Here is a 19932-nt window from a genome sequence, read left to right on the forward strand (position 1 = left end):
TTGGACGACAAGACAAACTCGCAGCGAACTTAGTTGCGTAACCGTTGACCAATAGCCAATCGGCTGGCTGTACAGCCCTATAAAGCCCAGAGTAGGATGCGCGCCGACCGGCGTTCGTCGGCTAATCCCTCGTTCCACCCTTTGGAACCAAAAGCATTTATGTCATCGCGTAGATTTGGACTCAATTTGGTGGTGGTCGTGGCGATTGCCGCGCTATTCACCGGTTTCTGGGCGTTGATCAATCGCCCGGTTACCGCTCCCGACTGGCCCGAGCAGATCTCCGGCTTTTCTTACTCACCTTTCCGCGCGGGACAAAACCCGCAGAAAGACATCTACCCGTCCGACGATGAAATGCGTCAGGACCTGGAGTTGATGAGTAAGCAGACCGACAGTATTCGGACTTACTCTGTCGACGGCTCGCTGGGGGACATCCCAAAGCTCGCTGAAGAATTCGGCTTACGCGTGACCCTGGGGATCTGGATCAGCCCCGACGAAGCGCGCAACGAGCGCGAGATTGTCCGCGCCATCGAACTGGCCAACTCATCGCGCAGTGTGGTTCGCGTGGTGGTGGGCAACGAAGCGCTGTTCCGTCGCGAAATCACGGTCAAACAATTGAGCGTCCTGCTTGATCGGGTGCGTGCTGCCGTCAAAGTACCGGTGACCACCTCCGAGCAATGGCACATCTGGGAAAAATACCCGGAGCTGGGCAAGCACGTTGACCTGGTCGCTGCGCACATTCTGCCTTATTGGGAGTTCATTCCAGTCGACAAGGCCGGTCAGTTCGTACTCGATCGTGCCCGCGAACTGAAAAAAATGTTCCCGAAAAAACCGCTGCTGCTGTCAGAGGTTGGCTGGCCGAGCAATGGCCGTATGCGTGGCGGTGCCGAGGCAACTCAGGCGGACCAAGCCATTTACCTGCGTACGCTGGTCAATAAACTCAACCGTCAGGGCTACAACTACTTCGTGATCGAGGCCTTCGATCAGCCGTGGAAAGCCAGTGATGAAGGCTCGGTAGGCGCCTACTGGGGCGTGTATAACGCTGCGCGCCAGCAGAAATTCAACTTTGAAGGGCCGGTTGTCGCGATTCCGCAGTGGCGGGTTCTGGCGATTGGCTCTGTGGTGCTGGCGCTGCTGTCCCTGGCATTGCTCCTGATTGACGGCTCGGCACTGCGCCAACGGGGTCGCACGTTCCTGACCTTTACCGCGTTCCTGTGTGGTTCGGTGCTGGTCTGGATCGGTTACGACTACAGTCAGCAATACAGCACCTGGTTCAGTCTGACCGTAGGCTTCTTGCTGGCACTTGGCGCCATGGGCGTGTTCATCGTCCTGTTGACCGAGGCTCACGAACTGGCTGAAGCGGTCTGGACCCACAAACGACGCCGCGAATTCCTGCCCGTGGACACCGACAATGCGTATCGACCGAAAGTCTCGATACACGTGCCCTGCTACAACGAGCCACCGGAAATGGTCAAACAGACCCTGGATGCTCTGGCCGCTCTCGACTATCCGGACTTCGAAGTTCTGATCATCGACAACAACACCAAAGACCCGGCGGTCTGGGAACCAGTCAAGGCCCATTGCGAAATGCTCGGCCCGCGCTTCAAGTTCTTCCATGTCGCGCCACTGGCCGGTTTCAAGGGTGGCGCACTGAACTACCTGATCCCGCACACGGCGCCGGACGCTGAAGTGATTGCAGTGATCGACTCGGATTACTGCGTCGACCGCAACTGGCTCAAACACATGGTCCCGCACTTCGCCGACCCGAAAATCGCCGTGGTGCAGTCGCCGCAGGATTACCGCGACCAGAACGAAAGCACCTTCAAGAAGCTCTGCTACTCCGAATACAAAGGCTTCTTCTATATCGGCATGGTCACCCGTAACGACCGTGACGCGATTATTCAGCACGGCACCATGACCATGACCCGACGTTCGGTGCTCGAAGAACTGGGCTGGGCGGACTGGTGCATCTGTGAAGACGCCGAGTTGGGGCTGCGCATATTCGAAAAAGGGTATTCGGCCGCCTATTCGCACAACAGCTACGGCAAGGGTTTGATGCCGGACACCTTCATCGACTTCAAAAAGCAGCGTTTCCGTTGGGCGTATGGCGCGATTCAAATCATCAAGCGTCACACGTCGAGCCTGCTGCGCGGTAAAGACACCGAGCTGACCCGTGGGCAGCGCTATCACTTCCTCGCGGGCTGGTTGCCGTGGGTTGCCGATGGCATGAACATCTTCTTCACCGTCGGCGCATTACTGTGGTCGGCGGCGATGATCATCGTGCCTAACCGTGTCGATCCGCCGTTGTTGATTTTCGCGATCCCGCCATTGGCCCTGTTCGTGTTCAAGGTCGGCAAGATCATCTTCTTGTACCGCCGTGCAGTGGGGGTCAACCTCACGGACGCATTCTTTGCGGCGCTGGCAGGGCTCGCCTTGTCTCACACCATCGCCAAAGCGGTGCTCTACGGCTTCTTCACCACCAGCATCCCATTCTTCCGCACACCGAAAAATGCAGCCAGTCATGGCTTCCTGGTGGCCCTCTCGGAAGCTCGAGAAGAAGTGTTCATCATGTTGCTGCTGTGGGGCGCGGCCGCCGGTATCTGCCTGGTACAGGGCCTGCCGAGCGCCGATATGCGCTTCTGGGTGACCATGCTCCTGGTGCAATCGCTGCCGTATCTGGCGGCGCTGATCATGGCCTTCCTGTCATCGCTGCCCAAGCCAGTAGCCGTGGCGGAACCCGCGACTGTTTGACCTGTTACTGCATAACGTTAAACGGCGGCCTTTGGGTCGCCGTTTTGCTTTAAGATAAGCGCCTTTTCCGCACACGACAAAATCTGTAGGAGCTGGCTTGCCAGCGATAGGCCGGGGTCGCGTTCGACCGGAACGACCTTCCAGCGGCGGTAAATTCGCTATTTTGCCAGCGCTTCACACTGGATCGCAGGCAAGCCAGCTCCTACAAAACCGTACCGTGCCCTACCCGGAGTCCTTCCATGACGGCCCCAGCCGACCTTTCGCCCACTCTCCAACTCGCCTGCGACCTGATCCGTCGTCCATCGGTCACGCCGATCGACGCCGACTGCCAAGCGATGATGATGCAACGCCTGGGCGATGCCGGTTTCAAACTGGAACCCATGCGTATCGAGGATGTGGATAACTTCTGGGCCACCCATGGCAACCACGAAGGCCCGGTGCTGTGCTTCGCCGGGCACACTGATGTGGTGCCAACCGGCCCGCTTCAGGCCTGGCAGAACGATCCGTTCGACGCATTGATCGATGAGCACGGCATGCTTTGCGGGCGTGGCGCGGCTGACATGAAAGGCAGCCTGGCGGCAATGCTGGTGGCGGCTGAACGCTTTGTCGGCGATCACCCCAACCATAAAGGCTCGGTGGCGTTCCTGATCACCAGCGACGAAGAAGGCCCTGCACACCACGGCACCAAGGCGGTGATCGAGCGTCTGGCAGCACGTAAAGAGCGCCTGGACTGGTGCATCGTCGGCGAACCGTCGAGCACCACACTGGTAGGCGATATGGTCAAAAACGGCCGTCGCGGTTCATTGGGTGCCAAACTCACCGTGCGCGGGATTCAGGGTCATGTGGCCTACCCGCACCTGGCGAAGAACCCGATCCATCTGGCCGCACCGGCGTTGGCCGAACTGGCCGCAGAGCACTGGGATCACGGCAACGCCTTCTTCCCGCCGACCAGCTTTCAGATCTCCAACCTCAACTCAGGCACCGGCACGACCAACGTCATCCCCGGCGAGTTGTCTGCGATGTTCAACTTCCGCTTCTCCACCGAGTCCACCGTCGAAGCCCTGCAACAGCGGGTCGCCACCATCCTCGACAAGCATGGGCTGGACTGGCATGTGGAATGGGCCTTGTCCGGCCTGCCGTTCCTCACCGAACCCGGTGCGCTATTGGACGCGGTGTCCGCAAGCATCAAGGCCGTCACCGGCCGCGACACCCAGGCATCGACCAGCGGCGGCACCTCGGACGGGCGGTTTATCGCCACGATGGGCACGCAAGTCGTCGAACTGGGCCCGGTCAACGCCACGATCCATCAGGTCAATGAGCGCGTTCTGGCCAGCGACCTCGATATCCTGACCGAAATCTACTACCAGACTCTGGTCAAATTGCTCGCATGATGCTGACTTGCCCGATTTGCACAGCAGCGCTCAGCGCGGTTGATAACGGCGTCGTGTGCCCCGCTGGTCACCGCTTCGACCGAGCACGCCAGGGCTATTTGAACCTGCTGCCGGTCCAACACAAAAACAGCCGCGACCCTGGTGATAATCAGGCCATGGTCGAAGCCCGACGCGACTTTCTCAATGCAGGCCATTACGCGCCGGTCGCCAAGCGCCTCGCGGAACTGGCAGCCGAACGCGCGCCCGCACGTTGGCTGGACATCGGTTGTGGCGAGGGTTATTACACCGCGCAAATCGCTGCGGCCCTGCCGGATGCGGATGGCTATGCGCTGGATATTTCCCGCGAAGCGGTCAAGCGCGCGTGCCGGCGCGATCCAAAAATCACGTGGTTGATCGCCAGCATGGCCCGCGTGCCACTGCCCGACGACAGCTGTCAGTTCCTTGCCAGCGTGTTCAGCCCGCTGGACTGGCACGAAGCCAGACGCCTGCTGAGCCCCGGCGGCGGCTTGATGCGTGTCGGCCCGACCAGCGAACACCTGATGGAACTGCGTGAGCGGCTCTATGACGAAGTGCGTGAATACGTTGATGACAAACACTTGATGCAAGTGCCGGCTGATATGCACTTGCAGCACAGCGAGACCTTGCGCTTCACCCTGAGCCTGGTCGATGCTCAAGCCCGTGCCAACCTGCTGGCCATGACCCCTCACGGCTGGCGCGCCAGTGCCGAACGCCGGGCCAATGTCATTGAGCAGCCAGAGCCGTTCGAAGTGACGGTTTCGATGCGTTACGATTATTTCGTGCTTCAATAATCAGCGAATCTACACACCCTGAATCGACGCTGCCTTGCCTGTGCGGGGCAGCCAAATGAATCCGCGAATGGATTTTCAATCAATCACGAGGCATCCATGCGCCAACCCGATATCGAGATTTACCTGAAAGACGCTGACGTCGACTACATGGCCATCGCTGCCTGGCTCAGCGCTGCGCTGGGCCCTTGCACCGCCTGGGTCAAGAAAGGTCAGACGTACAAATGCACAGCCGGTGACGTGACCGTGACCTGGTTGCCCAAGGCTGTCGGCAAATGGAACAGCTTGTTTCTGGAAAGCGACAAGACCCCATGGGACGACGACATCGCCTGCGCCCGCGCGGCCTTCGCCGCACTGAACGTTGAAGTTCGCTGCGCACCGGGCACATGGATCGAGGAAGAAAGCGACGACGCCGCCGACCGCTGGATTCGCATCAGCAGCGACGGCGAAGAAGAGATCGTCTGGCACACGACCTGAGCCTCGACCAGACTCGTCTCTGACAGCATTACACGATCATCTGTAGGAGCGCGCTTGCCCGCGATCGGCTGCGAAGCAGTCGTAAATGGGTTGGCGCCGATGTCGCAGGAAGGCCCTTCGGTCCTTATCGCGGGCAAGCCCGCTCCTACAGTTTGCTGCGCGGCGTCGCAGACGGGGCGACATCTCCTCCAAATCTGTGTGCTACCTGCTTATTTCATAGCCCTACGACGTCCTCTGCCTGCCAGCCTTTCTGACCTTCGACCAAGCCATATTCGACCTGCTGGCCCTCCGCCAGTGAACGGTGCCCTTCCCCGCGGATGGCGCGGTAATGCACGAACACGTCCGCGCCATCTCCACGCTGGATGAAGCCATAGCCCTTGGCATCGTTGAACCACTTCACACTGCCTGTTTCACGTACTGACATTGGATCGTTGCTCCTGTTTTTTATTATTTGACGGCCGAGTATAGGCCAGCATTAAAAACGGCGAAATCCACATAAACGGCGTCGTTTTTTGCCGATCTTCAGCAGATGCGGCACACTGTCTCCCCCGAGCAACTGCTCGTTTCCCCCTTATTCAGCAGAAGCCGTATGACCCGCTCCCCGTTCCGCCGTCTTGTGTTTGGCACCCTGCGCCGACTGATGTACCTCTGGGTTCGCTCGGAAACAATCAATCAGTCGTCCTTCACCCTCAACCTCGACCGCAGCCGCCCGGTGTTCTACGCCCTGCAATCCCCCTCATTAAGCGACCTCGCGGTGATCGATACCGAGTGCCGCAAAGCCGGGCTGCCGCGACCGATTCTGCCGGTAGCAGTGGGAAACCTGCTCGAGCCCGCTGCGTTCTTCTACCTGACCCCCGAGCCCGACTGGCTGGGCCGGCAGGACAAACGCGGCGCGCCGCCCACCCTGGAACGGCTGGTCAGCGCGATCAGCCAGAACGCCTCCGAAGATGCGCAGATCATCCCGGTCAGCGTGTTCTGGGGTCAGTCGCCAGACAGTGAGTCGAGCCCCTGGAAGCTGTTGTTCGCAGACAGCTGGGCGGTGACCGGGCGTTTACGCCGGTTGGTCAGCATTCTGATTCTGGGCCGCAAGACCCGCGTGCAATTTTCCGCACCGATCCATCTGCGCGAACTGGTCCAAGAGAACAAGGGCCACGAACGTACCCTGCGGATGACCCAGCGCATTCTGCGGGTGCACTTTCGCAACCTGAAAACCGCCGTCATCGGCCCCGACCTGTCGCACCGCCGCAATCTGGTCAAGGGTCTGCTGGACGAGCCGCTGGTCAAGCAAGCCATCCTCGAAGAGGCCGAGCGCGAGAACATCCCCGAGAGCAAAGCCCAGGCAAACGCCCTGCGCTATGGCAATGAAATCGCTTCGGACTACACCTACTCGGCGATCCGCTTTCTTGAAGTGGTGCTGAGCTGGTTCTGGAACAAGATTTACGACGGTATCAAGGTCAGTCATATCGAAGGCGTGCAGGATGTCGCCCAAGGTCACGAAGTGATTTATGTCCCGTGCCATCGCAGCCATATCGATTACCTGCTGCTGTCCTACCTGCTGTTTCGAAATGGCCTGACACCCCCCCACGTCGCCGCAGGCATTAACCTGAACATGCCGGTGATCGGCAGTCTGCTGCGGCGCGGTGGCGCCTTCTTCATGCGCCGCACGTTCAAGGGCAACCCGCTGTACAGCGCCGTGTTCAATGAATACCTGCATACGCTGTTCACCAAGGGCTTCCCCGTCGAGTACTTCGTCGAGGGTGGCCGCTCGCGTACCGGGCGCATGCTGCAACCCAAAACCGGCATGCTGGCGATCACCCTGCGCAGCTTTTTGCGCAACTCGCGGATGCCGATCGTTTTCGTTCCGGTGTACATCGGTTACGAGCGCGTGCTCGAAGGCCGCACCTACTTGGGCGAGCTGCGCGGCGCGGCTAAAAAGAAAGAGTCGATCTTCGATATTTTCAAAGTGATTGGCGCACTCAAGCAGCGCTTCGGCCAGGTGTCGGTCAACTTCGGCGAGCCGATCAAACTGGCTGAGTTCCTCGACCACGAGCAACCGAATTGGCGCGAGCAAACGCTGGGGCCGCAGTACCGCCCCGGCTGGCTGAACGAAACCACCCAGCGCCTCGGCGAACGCGTGGCTCAGGGCCTGAATGAAGCCGCAGCGATCAACCCGGTCAATCTGGTGGCGCTGGCCCTACTGTCCACCAATAAGCTGGCGCTCGACGATCAAGCCATGGCGCGGATTCTCGACCTGTACCTGACCCTGCTGCGTCGGGTGCCTTACTCGCCACACACCACGCTGCCTGAAGGTGACGGCAAGGCCTTGATCGATTACGTGAAGGGCATGAACCTGTTGTCCGAGCAAAAGGATGCGTTAGGCAAAATCCTCTACCTGGATGAGCAGAACGCGGTCTTGATGACCTACTACCGCAACAACGTGTTGCACATCGTGGCCCTGCCCTCGCTGCTGGCGAGTTTCTTCCAGAGCTCCTCACGGATGAGTCGTGAACAGATCCTGCGCTATGCCCGGGCGCTGTACCCGTACCTGCAATCGGAGCTGTTCATTCGCTGGCCGCTGGACGAGCTGGATGCGGTGATCGACCAGTGGCTCGAAGCTTTCGTCGAGCAAGGCCTGTTGCGCCTTGAAAATGACGTCTACCTGCGTCCGGCCCCGAGTTCGCGTCACTTCGTCCTGCTGACCCTGCTGTCACGGGTCATTGCCCAGACGCTGCAGCGCTTCTATATGGCGATTTCGCTGCTGCTCAACAGTGGCCAGAACAGCATCAGCGCCGAAGAACTGGAAGACTTGTGCACGGTCATGGCTCAGCGGCTGTCGATTTTGCATGGCCTCAACGCACCGGAGTTCTTCGACAAAAGCCTGTTCCGCCACTTCATCCAGACCTTGCTCGACCTCGGCGTCCTGCACAAAGACCCTGCGGGCAAGCTCAGTTACCACGAGCTCCTTGGCGAGTTGGCGGAAGGCGCGGCCAAGCGGGTTTTGCCTGCCGAGATCCGTTTGTCGATCCGCCAAGTGGCCCTGCATCGCAGCGAAGATGTAACAGAGGCTGACCCTGCGGGCTAAATCCTTTAAATTCCTGTCGATGGCGCCAGGCTTCTTCTGACGCCACCGATAAGGAGATTCCAATGAAAAACCTGGCACTTATCCTTCTGACCAGCCTGCTCGGCGCGTGCAGTATCTCGCAGCCATCCTCTCAAGCCAGCCTCGACGGGGAAGTTTTTTACCTGCAACGCATCGCTCTGCCGCCCACTGCGATCTTGAATGTCAGCCTGCACGACGTGTCCAAGGCCGATGCTCCGGTGGTCGTGCTGGCCAGACAAAGTGGCCCGATCAAAGGCCAGGTGCCTTTGCCTTTCAGCCTGGAATACGATCCGAAACACGTACAGCCGGGCCATCGTTACTCGGTGAGCGCGCGCATTGAAGTGGAGGGCAAACTCTTGTTCATCACTACCGCGCAGTATGTCGTACAGTTGGACGGTCAGGATCAGAAACCGCTGCGAATTCGCCTGGACTCTGTTCAGTGATCCCCTGGCGCGGGCCTGCAAACCCGTGCCACCCTTTTATCAATCCAATCCCTTTGAAAAGGATGCTGCCATGCTCCGCCCTTCCGTTACCTTCGCTGGCCTGTGCGCGGGCCTGTTGCTGTCGACCAGCGTGTTCGCTCTGTCCCTGAGCGATCTGTCACAGTCGGACGCCACTGGCGGCCTCAAGGATGCGCTGACCCAAGGCGCGCAGATTGCCGTCAAGCAACTGGGCACGCCAGGTGGTTTCAGTAATAACAAGGATGTGCGCATAGAACTGCCGGGCAGTCTCGGCAAAGTCGCGAAGAAGATGAAGCAGTTCGGCATGGGCGCACAGGTCGATCAATTGGAGACCGCCATGAACCAGGCCGCCGAAGCCGCTGTACCGCAAGCCCAGGCGCTGTTGGTCGATGCCGTGAAGAAGATGAGCGTGGACGATGCCAAGAGCATCCTCAGCGGCGGCAATGATTCAGCCACCCAATACCTGAGCAAGACCAGTCGCGAACAGATCCGCGTCAAATTCCTGCCCATCGTCAAGCAAGCGACCGATAAAGTCGGTGTCGCACAAAAATACAACGCGTTCGCCGGCCAGGCCGCCAGCCTGGGTGTCGTCGACACCAAAGACGCCAACATCGAAGGTTACGTGACCGAACAAGCCCTCAATGGCCTGTTCGAAATGATCGGCAAACAAGAAGCCGCCCTCCGCCAAAACCCGGCAGGTGCCGCAACCAGCCTGGCGAAAAAGGTGTTTGGCGCGCTGTAATCAACACGCCTGCAACTCTACCTTAACTCTACTTTCTTCACCCTGAACCACGCTGCATACAGCGCGGGCAGGAACAAGAGTGTCAGTGCGGTCGCCACGATCAGGCCACCCATGATCGCGACCGCCATCGGGCCGAAAAACACGCTGCGTGACAGCGGGATCATCGCCAGCACGGCCGCCAGTGCCGTGAGGACGATGGGCCGGAAACGCCGTACGGTGGCTTCGATGATCGCTTGCCATTGATCCAGCCCGGCGGCGATGTCCTGTTCGATCTGGTCCACCAGAATCACCGAGTTGCGCATGATCATCCCCGACAAGGCGATGGTGCCGAGCATCGCGACGAAACCGAACGGCTGATGGAAGACAATCAGAAACAAGGTCACCCCAATCAAACCCAGCGGTGCGGTGAGAAAGACCATGGCGGTGCGCGAGAAACTGCGTAATTGCAGCATCAGCAAGGTCAGGACCACCACGATAAACAACGGCACACCGGCTTTGACCGAGTTCTGTCCCCGCGCAGAATCTTCGACCGTGCCCCCGACTTCCAGCAAATAGCCGTCCGGCAACTCGGCACGTACGCCGTCCAGTGTCGGCAGGATCTGCTGGACCAGGGTCGACGGTTGTTCCTTGCCATAGATATCGGCGCGGATGGTCACGTTCGGCAGGCGGTTGCGGTGCCAGATGATGCCCTCTTCAAAGCCGTATTCCAGGGTCGCGATCTGCGACAAGGCGACGCTGGTGCCGTTGCTGGTAGGGATCGCCAGGCTCGGCAGCGAGGCGAGGTCCTTGCGCTCATGAGGGGTGCCCCGCAACAGAATCTCGATCAGCTCGTCGTCTTCGCGGTATTGGCTGACGCTGGAACCAGTCAGCGAGCTTTGCAGGAATCGCGACAGATCGGCAGTGCTCACGCCCAGCGCCCGCGCCCGATCCTGATCCACGTTGAGGTTTACAACCTTGCTCGGCTCTTCCCAGTCCAGATGGACGTTCGCCACGTGTGGATTCTCGCCAACCTTGAGCGCGACTTTACGCGCCAGAGCGCGAACTTCCTCGATGTGTTCGCCCGTCACGCGGAACTGCACCGGGTAGCCCACCGGCGGCCCGTTCTCCAGACGAGTCACCCGGGAGCGCAGGGTCGGAAATTGCTCGTTGAGGCTTTTTATCAGCCAGGTGCGCAGGACTTCACGGTCTTCGATGGTTTTTGCCAACACCACGAATTGGGCGAAACTGGCGGCGGGCAACTGTTGATCCAGCGGCAGGTAGAACCGCGGCGAACCGGTGCCAACGTAGGCCACGTAGTTATCAATACCCGGATGATCCTTGAGCATCTGCTCCAACCGATTGACCTGCTCGGCGGTGTTGCTCAACGACGCGCCTTCGGCCAGTTTCAAATCGACCATCAGCTCCAGTCGCCCCGACGCCGGGAAAAACTGCTGCGGCACGAAACGGAACATCACCACCGAGAGCACGAACAGGCCAAGGGTGAGTACCAGCACCGTTTTACGCCGCCGTACACACCAACCCACCATGCGCCGCACGCGCTGATAGAAGGGCGTACCGTAAGGGTCGGGTGCCCCCGCGCCATGTTTGGCCGCATGGATTTTCGCCAGGTCCGGCAACAGCCGCTCACCCAGATAGGGCACGAACACCACTGCCGCAACCCAGGACGCCAACAACGCGATGGTCACCACCTGGAAGATCGAACGGGTGTATTCACCGGTGCCTGATTGCGCCGTGGCAATCGGCAAGAAACCTGCCGCCGTGATCAGCGTGCCGGTGAGCATCGGAAAAGCGGTGCTGGTCCAGGCGAAACTGGCAGCCTTGAGCCGGTCGTAACCCTGCTCCATCTTGATCGCCATCATCTCGACCGCGATGATCGCGTCATCAACCAACAAGCCCAGCGCCAGCACCAGCGCGCCGAGGGAAATCTTGTGCAAGCCAATCCCCAGGTAGTACATGCAGGCGAAGGTCATCGCCAGTACCAACGGAATCGCCAGGGCGACAACCATCCCGGTGCGCATGCCCAGGGAGAAAAAGCTCACCAGCAGCACAATGCCCAGCGCCTCGGCCAGCACCTGAACGAACTCGCCGACCCCGGTTTTCACTGCTGCTGGCTGGTCCGACACTTTGCTCAGTTGCATGCCCGCCGGGAGGTTTTTCTGCACCCGGGCAAATTCAGTCTCAAGGGCACGCCCCAGTACCAGAATGTCGCCACCGTCTTTCATGGCCACGGCCAGACCGATGGCGTCTTCACCCATGTAACGCATGCGCGGCGCAGGTGGGTCGTTGAAGCCGCGAAAAACCTCGGCCACGTCACTGATGCGGAATGTACGATCACCCACGCGAATCGGGAAATTCTTGATCTCGTCCACCGACTGGAAGCGACCGGTTACCCGTAACTGAATGCGCTCACTGGGGGTCTCGAAAAAACCCGCTGCCGATACCGCGTTCTGTTCTTCAAGAACTTGCTGCACCGTCTGCAAGCGCAGCCCAAGGGTCGCCAGCTTCACGTTCGACAGCTCGATCCAGATTTTTTCGTCCTGCAACCCCAGCAGTTCGATCTTGCCCACGTCCTTGACCCGCTGTAGCTGTATCTGCACGCGGTCGGCGTAGTCCTTGAGCACGGCGTAGTCAAAACCTTTGCCCGTCAGCGCATAGATATTGCCGAACGTAGTGCCGAACTCATCGTTGAAAAACGGCCCCTGTATGCCCTGTGGCAAGGTGTGACGGATGTCGCTGATTTTTTTGCGGACCTGATACCAGAGATCGGGAATCTGCGCCGAGTGCATGGAATCACGTGCCATGAACGTCACTTGGGATTCGCCTGACCGTGAGAACGAGACAATGCGCTCGTATTCACCGGTCTCCATCAGCTTCTTCTCAATGCGGTCGGTCACCTGCAGCGCAACTTCCTCCGCACTCGCGCCGGGCCAGTTGGTGCGGATGACCATCGCCTTGAAAGTAAATGGCGGATCTTCACTCTGGCCAAGCTTGGTGTAGGAAACCGCACCCACAATCGCCAGCAGTAACATCAGAAACAGGACAATCTGGCGGTTGCGCAGTGCCCACTCGGAAAGATTGAAACGCATCCGTGCCTACTCCTTCGCCGCCAGTTTCACTTCTCGATTACTGCGATCCACCGGCCGTATCTGCTCGCCCTCGTGCAGCACATGGACACCGGCTGCCACCACCCAATCCGTGGCCTTGAGGCCTTCGAGGACGGGCACGCTGTCCTGACCGTAGGCAGCGATTCGCACCGGAACGCGCTTGAGCGTGTTATCGGCATCGACCCGCCACACGTAGTTGACGCCGTTCTCGGCAGTCAACGCTGACAACGGCACCGACAGGGCGACAGTCTGTTCGGTCTGGATAAATACGCGCGCGCTCTGGCCCAGCTCGGCGGGCACTTTGCCCTCGGCAAAAGCGATGCGGGTGGCGAAAGTACGTGAACGCGGATCGGCAGAAGGCGACAACTCACGGATGCGCCCAGGAAAACGTTGACCGGGTTGCGTCCATAACTCGACAGTGACGGCCTGACCGGTCTTGAAACGCCCGAAATTTTGCTCTGGCAGACTGATCAGGACTTCGCGCTCGCCGTCGGCAGCCAAGGTAAACATGGTCTGCCCCGCCGCCACGACTTGCCCGACTTCGACCAGACGCCGGGCGATCACACCGTCTTGCGGCGCGCGCAGCACCGCGTAGCCGGCCTGATTATCAGCGACATTGAATTCGGCCTTGATCTGCTTGAGCCGTGCCTCACCGGCGCGAAACAGATTCTCGGCATTGTCGAACTGAGACCGACTGACCAGTTGCCGATCCATCAATGTCTTATAGCGATCACGCTCAGACCGGACCAGTTGCAGATTGGCTTCGGCGGCGGTCACCTGAGCGCGGGTCGCTTCCAGTTGCAGGCGCACATCCTGCGGGTCCAGCTCGGCCAGCGGCTGATTGGCCTTGACCCTCGCGCCCTCTTCTACCAGACGCTTGGTCACCTTGCCGGCTATACGAAACGCCAACTCCGGCTCGAACCGGGCGCGGACTTCACCGGGATAACTGTCCATCGACTGCGATGAAGGCTGTGGCTGCACGACCATGGCCGGGCGCACGGTGGGCAGGGCAGGTTCTTCATGACCACAGGCAGCCAGTAAAAACACCAGGCTGATTGGCAGGGTAAAGGACAAGGCATCGCGAAACATGGTGATGGACCTTTGGCAAAGGATGCTTTAATTATTGTACTGAAGCGTATAGTAAGAAATACCAAACTCACCAGTCCACTATTAAAACGACGATGCCTGACAATTCATTACCCCGCCCCTTATTAAGCGCTTCAGGCCCTGGCCGCCCGAAGGATCTGGCAAAACGCCAAGCCATCCTCAACGCCGCGAAAAACCTGTTCGTGCGCAATGGTTACGCCAGTACCAGTATGGATGCCGTGGCCGCAGAAGCCGGGGTTTCCAAGCTGACGGTTTACAACCATTTCACCGATAAAGAGACATTATTTTCCGCCGCGGTGGTGGCGCGCTGTGAGGAGCAATTGCCCGAGCTGTTTTTCGAGATCCCCCACGGCATGCCTGTAGAGGCATTGCTGTCGAAGATTGGTCGGGGCTTTTACGCGCTGATCAACAGTCCTGACTCGTTGGCGTTGCATCGCTTGATGGTCGCACTGGGCAGCCAGGACCCGAAACTGTCGCAGATTTTTTTCGAGGCCGGTCCCCAACGAATTCTGCTGGAGATGGAGCGTTTTCTGACTCAGATCGACAAAGCCGGCAGCCTGAGCATAGACAAACCAAACCTCGCTGCCGAGCACTTTCTGTGCCTGCTCAAGGGCGCCTGCAATTTTCGCCTGCTGATTGGCTGCGGGGAGCTGCCGGATGAACAGGAGGCCGAGGCCCATGTTCAGGAAGTCGTGAGCTTGTTTATGCGGGCTTATCGGCCTTAGGAGCCTTAGGGGCCATTCGTAGCCTTCGGCGGCGCCTGTAGGTTACCGAAGGCTGCAAAGGCGATATCAGCCCTTCAGTGCCTTCTTCGGGTAGATGTCGTAACGACTGGATTTGCCATCCAGCGCATAACTCGGTTTCGGTCCATCGATGCACGGGGCCTTGCGGGGCCGTTTGACCACGACTCGGTGAGTGGCGAGCGCCAGTGCAGCTTCCAGCAGCGCCGGCGCGTCCATGTCATCGCCCACCAACGGCCGGAACAGGCGCATTTCCTTTTTCACCAACGCGGTTTTTTCCCGATGCGGAAACATTGGATCGAGGTAGATCACTTGCGGAGGCTCGCCTTCCCAAGCGCGGATCAAGTCGATGGAGTTGCCGGTCAGCAAACGCATCTGGGCGATGATCTGCCCGACTTCACGATCCCGCAGGCCGCGGGCCAGGCCATCTTCAAGCAAGGCGGCGATGATCGGCTGACGCTCGATCAGGCTCATGTTGCACCCCAGGCTTGCCAGCACGAACGCGTCCTTGCCTAACCCGGCTGTCGCATCCAGCACTCGAGGGCGAACGCCGGGCTGAATGCCGACCGCTTTGGCGATCATTTGCCCACTGCCACCACCGAACAAACGTCGGTGGGCCACAGCCCCTTCGACAAAGTCCACTCGCACCGGGCCCGAAGAGTCGGCGCCCAATTGCTGTAGCTGTAAGCCGTCGTCCGTCACTTGCAGGGCGAATTCTGCTTCGGCGTCTTCTAACGGCAGGCCGAGACGTTGTGCCCAGTCCAGCGCCTGCGCGTGTCCGTTGCTTGTCAGGGCTTCAACCCGGATGCGGCTGCCCGCGTGTTGCTCACTCATGTGCCCATACGCTCAACTAATTTGTTAATGATCGGCAACATTGGCCGATAACAGGAATATCCGGCATTTTGCCAGAGCCGGACGGTCAACTGAGCGCTATGTCTGATATTCAACCCTCACCGATAGGCTATTTGTCGCACGCAGGCGACTACAGCCTCCGCAATTCCCGAGCCTTGAGCGGCGTTACCCAGCTCTGGCAGGATGCGTTCGCCCGCGCGATGGCCGAGCAAATCGGCGATAACACCGAGTTTTCGACTGAGTTCAGCACCCTTGCAGCAAACGCCAGCGGCGAACCGCTGAGTGACACTGACACCCTTGGGCAGATCGTCGATCAGCGTGACTGCGCGGTTGACGACGTGCAGCGTACGCCCCCTGAACATCTGCACCTGCCCATTGCCGAGTTTGAACTCGACCTGTTGGACAAGCCGGCCGAGCCATTCACTGTCGCTGACATGATCGCGCAACAGCGGCAGCTTAATTTTGAAAGCGGCTGGGTCCGCCCATTGGTGCTCAACCCTCCGCAGCGTGATGAAAACCCTGGCCCCGGCCCGCAACCGCAACCGCTGCACTTGCCCATCGCCGAGTTCGAATGGGACTTGGCAGACAAGCCCGCCCTGCCCCTCGAGCCAGAGACCATCGCCGCTCAGCAAAGTCATCTGGATTACGAAAACGGCTGGGCTCGGCCTATTATTCTGCAAAACCTGCGCATGGCTGCGTAAACACCGCGTCCAACACTATGCACTGAACAGCGTATTCAATTGAGCGAACGGCAGCGCCTGCTGGCCATAAGTGAAGGTGCCTTGCTGGCTGATTTCTTGAGCCGCGCGATAAAAACCGCCCAAGGCAGCCCTTGCCAAAGATGAACCGACGCTGATCCGCTTGACCCCGCAAGCGCTCAAATCAGCGACCGAGAGCGTCACACCGCTCAGCCCCATTATTACGTTAACCGGCCTTGGCGCGACGGCGCGCACTACGGCGATGACTTCGTCGCGCGTACGCAGCCCCGGCGCGAATAGCACGTCCGCACCCGCCTCGGCGTAGGCTTCAATACGGCGCAAGGTGTCCGCGAAGTCCAGACGGCCGTGCAGCAGGTTCTCGGCGCGGGCGGTCAGCATGAAGGGGAACGGTAAGCTGCGCGCTGCGGCAACGGCAGCTTTGACCCGTTCCACTGACAATTCGAAGGCGTAGATCGGGTTGTCGGCATGACCACTGGCATCTTCAATCGAGCCGCCAACGATACCTAATGCAGCGGCTTTCAGAATCGTATCAGCGCAGCCTTCCGGGCTGTCAGAGAAGCAGTTTTCCAAGTCTGCGGCCACTGGCAATGCCGTGGCGTTGACGATTGCGGCGACATTATCCAGGGTCTCCTGTCGGCTGACCGCACCTTCTGCGTCGGCACGCCCCAGCGTGAATGCAAGACCCGCACTGGTCGTGGCTAACGCCTCGAAACCCAGCGAAGCGAGTAACTTGGCCGAGCCGGCGTCCCAGGGGTTAGGGATGACAAAAGCCCCCTCTCGCTCATGCAAGGACTTGAAAAGTTGGGCGCGAAGTAACTGCGAATCCATTTGCACACTCCTTGGAGACTGAAGGTTGATAGTCGCAGCTATCGACCTTACAGCAAGCCCAGTTGCTGCGCGACGGGCTCTCTTTGCAACGTCGCCAACGGTGGTAATCCGGGCAGACGAGCCATCAATTGCTGATGAAAACGTCGAGCAAGGTCTGGCGCCTGGAGGTTGTCGGGGGTGTGCAGGAACACATAAGGCGTGCGCCCTTCTTCAATCCAGCTGGCTACTTTCTCTACCCACGGCACAAGAAACGGGTCGTTGGCCTGAAGCAATGGATGGCCGATAAAGCGCACCTGGGGGAACTGTGTCAGGGCGGCAGGGCGTGGTGGGACTTTGGGCTTCTTCGATTGCGCATGCAGCACGGCAGGATCGCTCGACACACAGCTGAACAGCGCCCGAGGATCGAGGCAGATACGCTCCACACCACGGTCCAGCAGTAATCGATTGAGCATCCGTTCTTCATCGCCCTTGGCAAAAAATGCCAAGTGACGGACCTCGACCGCTAGCGGTCGCTCAACAGCATCGATAAAGCTGACCAACTCAGCGAGACGCGTTGGCCCGAAGCTGGCGGGCAACTGCAGCCACAAGGGGGCGACCCTTTGGCCCAGCGGCGCGAGTAACTGGATGAAATCCTCGGCGGCATGCAGCTGTTGACGCAGATCGCCGCCGTGGCTGATGTCGCGATGAAATTTGGCGGTGAAGCGAAAGGTTTCAGGCAGGCTTTGCGCCCAGCGCTGAACAATGACCGGCGAGGGCCGCGCATAAAACGTGGTATTGCCTTCAACGGCGTTGAACACCTGCGCGTACAGAGCCAGAAAATCGTTGGGGCGAGCACTTTCGGGGTACAGCGACTCACGCCAAGCGTTTTCACTCCAGGACGGGCAACCGAGGTAGTACGGGAGAGTGTGAGGATTCAAACGTGAAGATCGAGGCCCAACACTTCCAGATCCCAATCGACAAAGCTGGCCGTAGTGAGATAACTGGCCAGCGCATAGGCAACGCGATTGCTGACGGAGCGGGGGAATATCATGTCTTGCTGGCGAGCCGGGACGTTGCTCGTGGCTGAAGCTTGCGCGCGGGACGACTTGGCAGGCACTTTGGACGGAACTTCGATCTCGCTGTCCACTTCCTCGAAGGAACCCTCAACCGTCGCAGTGCCTTTGCGAGGCTTGCGCTTTATGGGGTAGGAGCGTGATGAGGGTCCGTCTATGCGCATTGATGCGTACTCGGCGTTTGATAATGGCAATCTAGCTGCACGAACGATACTTGGCAAATATCCGAACGATTACTAGACCACATAGTGCTCAAAAGGTTCTAAAGCGCCGATAAAGTGTCGCTTTTGTATCAGCTGCGACGACACAGGGATTCAGAGTGGCCGGGCTTTGGGTGTCGCCACTTTGTCACGCAGGTAAACCGGTTGCGCGTCGTCAGCCACAATAGCTTCACCACGTTGCCAGGCGAAGGTGGCCAGCGTCAGCAAATCCTGCGCATGGGGCAGCATTCCCGCATCCTGCTCTGCCGGCTTGACCGCGATCCGATCAGCATAGCCCCAACCAGTCCCTGCGCCAAACCAGTCGCCCGTCGAATCGGCAGGTAAACCGGCGTGCTCCGGCGGCAACACGGCTTCGGCACCCACCAGACGCATTTCACCCGCTGTTTCACGGTAACAACCCCAATACACTTCATCCATGCGCGCATCGATGGCGGCGGCGACCTGTCGGGCACCGTGTTCACGGAAAGCGCGTTGCGCCAGTACCGCCAGGTTCGACACCGGCAACACCGGGCGCTCCAGGGCAAACGCCAACCCCTGAACGACACCAATCGCGATCCGCACACCGGTAAACGCGCCAGGACCACGGCCAAAGGCAATGGCGTCGATAGCGGACAGGGCAATCCCCGCCTCGGCCAGCAGATCCTTGATCATCGGCAACAGGCGCTGGGCATGCAGTCGCGGAATCACCTCGTAGTGACTCCACACTTTGCCATCGTGCAGCAAGGCGACAGAGCAGGCTTCAGTGGCGGTATCCAGGGCCAGCAAGGTGGTCATCGGTGTTTCCGTCATGGTGAAAAAGTGCAGCAGTATAAACAACTACGGCCCGCAAGCGGGCCGTAGTTAATCACCAAAAAGCGCTATCAGCTCAAAGCAGCCAGCACCTTGGCGGTAATGCCTTCAACTGAACCAACGCCCTCGATATGGCTGCACTTGGGCTTGCCATTCGCAGTGCTGAGCTTCTGATAGAAGGCCACCAGCGGTTTGGTTTGAGCGTGGTAGACCTCCAGACGATGACGCACGGTCGCTTCGACGTCGTCCTTGCGCTGAATCAGTGGTTCGCCGGTAACGTCGTCCATGCCTTCAACCTTTGGCGGGTTGTAGATCAGGTGGTAAACGCGGCCGGAACCTTCGTGAACACGGCGGCCGGAAATACGCTTGACGATTTCTTCGTCATCGACTGCGATTTCGACCACGTTGTCGATCTCCACGCCAGCTTCTACCAAGGCTTCTGCCTGGGGAATGGTGCGTGGGAAGCCATCGAACAGGACGCCATTGACGCAGTCAGGCTGAGCAATACGGTCCTTGATCAGGCCGATGATCAGGTCATCGGAAACCAGGCCGCCGCTGTCCATGACGCTCTTGGCTTTCAAGCCCAGCTCGGTACCGGCCTTGACTGCCGCGCGCAGCATGTCGCCAGTGGAAATTTGCGGGATACCAAATTTTTCGGTGATGAATTGTGCCTGAGTACCTTTACCGGCCCCGGGAGCTCCCAGCAGAATCACGCGCATCGATGTGCTCCTCAATTTTTATATGGATATCGTCAGACTCGCCTCATGGGGCCAATCTCAAAAAAGGGATTCAGCC

General features: G+C 59.3%; 18 protein-coding genes. 9 read left to right on the forward strand and 9 right to left on the reverse strand.

What is annotated here, in order from left to right; translation table 11 throughout:
- Window positions 1-159 precede the first annotated feature (159 nt).
- The 4 genes from AC1MEA_RS01195 (at window position 160) to AC1MEA_RS01210 (ending at window position 5422) form a co-directional block, all read left to right on the forward strand.
- Window positions 160-2748 (forward strand): glycosyltransferase, encoded by a 2589-nt coding sequence (locus AC1MEA_RS01195; protein ID WP_219061213.1) that lies wholly within the window; start codon window positions 160-162, stop codon window positions 2746-2748.
- A gap of 239 nt (window positions 2749-2987) precedes the next feature.
- A complete protein-coding gene (gene dapE / locus AC1MEA_RS01200) occupies window positions 2988-4139 on the forward strand; it encodes a succinyl-diaminopimelate desuccinylase (protein ID WP_480916403.1) in 1152 nt (383 codons plus the stop codon).
- On the forward strand, window positions 4139-4948 hold the full coding sequence (locus AC1MEA_RS01205; RefSeq protein WP_449633100.1) for a putative RNA methyltransferase: 810 nt from the start codon (window positions 4139-4141) through the stop codon (window positions 4946-4948). Before dapE ends, AC1MEA_RS01205 begins: the two co-directional genes overlap by 1 nt.
- 96 nt (window positions 4949-5044) lie before the next feature.
- Entirely contained in the window at window positions 5045-5422 is a 378-nt protein-coding gene (locus AC1MEA_RS01210) for a hypothetical protein (protein WP_480916404.1), read from the forward strand.
- A gap of 214 nt (window positions 5423-5636) precedes the next feature.
- Here the strand turns inward: AC1MEA_RS01210 and AC1MEA_RS01215 are convergent, their stop codons facing one another.
- Window positions 5637-5846 (reverse strand): cold-shock protein, encoded by a 210-nt coding sequence (locus tag AC1MEA_RS01215; protein ID WP_480916405.1) that lies wholly within the window; start codon window positions 5844-5846, stop codon window positions 5637-5639.
- Between the two features lie 165 nt (window positions 5847-6011).
- On the opposite strand from AC1MEA_RS01215, the gene plsB reads away from it, so the two are divergent.
- From plsB to AC1MEA_RS01230, 3 genes are all read left to right on the forward strand, one after another.
- Window positions 6012-8504, forward strand: coding sequence for a glycerol-3-phosphate 1-O-acyltransferase PlsB (gene plsB / locus AC1MEA_RS01220; protein ID WP_480916406.1), 2493 nt, complete (start codon window positions 6012-6014; stop codon window positions 8502-8504).
- 62 nt (window positions 8505-8566) lie between these two features.
- A complete protein-coding gene (locus AC1MEA_RS01225) occupies window positions 8567-8965 on the forward strand; it encodes a YbaY family lipoprotein (protein WP_480916407.1) in 399 nt (132 codons plus the stop codon).
- A gap of 70 nt (window positions 8966-9035) precedes the next feature.
- Window positions 9036-9725, forward strand: coding sequence for a DUF4197 domain-containing protein (locus tag AC1MEA_RS01230; RefSeq protein ID WP_480916408.1), 690 nt, complete (start codon window positions 9036-9038; stop codon window positions 9723-9725).
- 17 nt (window positions 9726-9742) lie between these two features.
- Here the strand turns inward: AC1MEA_RS01230 and AC1MEA_RS01235 are convergent, their stop codons facing one another.
- A complete protein-coding gene (locus AC1MEA_RS01235) occupies window positions 9743-12811 on the reverse strand; it encodes an efflux RND transporter permease subunit (protein ID WP_480916409.1) in 3069 nt (1022 codons plus the stop codon).
- Window positions 12812-12817: 6 nt separating this feature from the next.
- Window positions 12818-13918 (reverse strand): efflux RND transporter periplasmic adaptor subunit, encoded by a 1101-nt coding sequence (locus AC1MEA_RS01240; RefSeq protein ID WP_480916410.1) that lies wholly within the window; start codon window positions 13916-13918, stop codon window positions 12818-12820.
- 92 nt (window positions 13919-14010) lie between these two features.
- Here AC1MEA_RS01240 and AC1MEA_RS01245 point away from each other — a divergent pair, with 92 nt between their 5' ends.
- On the forward strand, window positions 14011-14661 hold the full coding sequence (locus AC1MEA_RS01245) for a TetR/AcrR family transcriptional regulator (protein ID WP_480916411.1): 651 nt from the start codon (window positions 14011-14013) through the stop codon (window positions 14659-14661).
- 66 nt (window positions 14662-14727) lie between these two features.
- Here the strand turns inward: AC1MEA_RS01245 and AC1MEA_RS01250 are convergent, their stop codons facing one another.
- On the reverse strand, window positions 14728-15510 hold the full coding sequence (locus tag AC1MEA_RS01250; RefSeq protein ID WP_219061203.1) for a class I SAM-dependent methyltransferase: 783 nt from the start codon (window positions 15508-15510) through the stop codon (window positions 14728-14730).
- Between the two features lie 98 nt (window positions 15511-15608).
- Between AC1MEA_RS01250 and AC1MEA_RS01255 the strand changes: the two genes are divergently transcribed.
- Window positions 15609-16229 carry an energy transducer TonB gene (locus AC1MEA_RS01255; protein ID WP_480916412.1) on the forward strand — a complete coding sequence of 207 codons (621 nt, stop codon included), beginning with the start codon at window positions 15609-15611 and terminating at the stop codon, window positions 16227-16229.
- A 15-nt stretch (window positions 16230-16244) separates the two neighbouring features.
- On the opposite strand, the gene AC1MEA_RS01260 is transcribed toward AC1MEA_RS01255, so the two are convergent.
- The 5 genes from AC1MEA_RS01260 to adk all read right to left on the reverse strand — a co-directional run bounded on the left by AC1MEA_RS01260 (window position 16245) and on the right by adk (window position 19856).
- Window positions 16245-17075: an isocitrate lyase/PEP mutase family protein gene (locus AC1MEA_RS01260; RefSeq protein ID WP_480916413.1), complete on the reverse strand. Its 831-nt coding sequence runs from the start codon at window positions 17073-17075 to the stop codon at window positions 16245-16247.
- A 47-nt stretch (window positions 17076-17122) separates the two neighbouring features.
- Window positions 17123-17992: a DUF72 domain-containing protein gene (locus AC1MEA_RS01265; protein WP_480916414.1), complete on the reverse strand. Its 870-nt coding sequence runs from the start codon at window positions 17990-17992 to the stop codon at window positions 17123-17125.
- Window positions 17989-18291, reverse strand: coding sequence for a hypothetical protein (locus AC1MEA_RS01270; protein ID WP_219061199.1), 303 nt, complete (start codon window positions 18289-18291; stop codon window positions 17989-17991). The genes AC1MEA_RS01265 and AC1MEA_RS01270 overlap by 4 nt, the downstream gene beginning before the upstream one ends.
- 150 nt (window positions 18292-18441) lie before the next feature.
- Window positions 18442-19122, reverse strand: coding sequence for a tRNA (adenosine(37)-N6)-threonylcarbamoyltransferase complex dimerization subunit type 1 TsaB (gene tsaB / locus AC1MEA_RS01275; RefSeq protein ID WP_219061198.1), 681 nt, complete (start codon window positions 19120-19122; stop codon window positions 18442-18444).
- 86 nt (window positions 19123-19208) lie between these two features.
- Window positions 19209-19856 (reverse strand): adenylate kinase, encoded by a 648-nt coding sequence (gene adk / locus AC1MEA_RS01280; protein ID WP_219061197.1) that lies wholly within the window; start codon window positions 19854-19856, stop codon window positions 19209-19211.
- Between the last annotated feature and the right edge of the window lie 76 nt (window positions 19857-19932).

The sequence above is a fragment of the Pseudomonas sp. ASL8 genome (genome assembly GCF_056680355.1).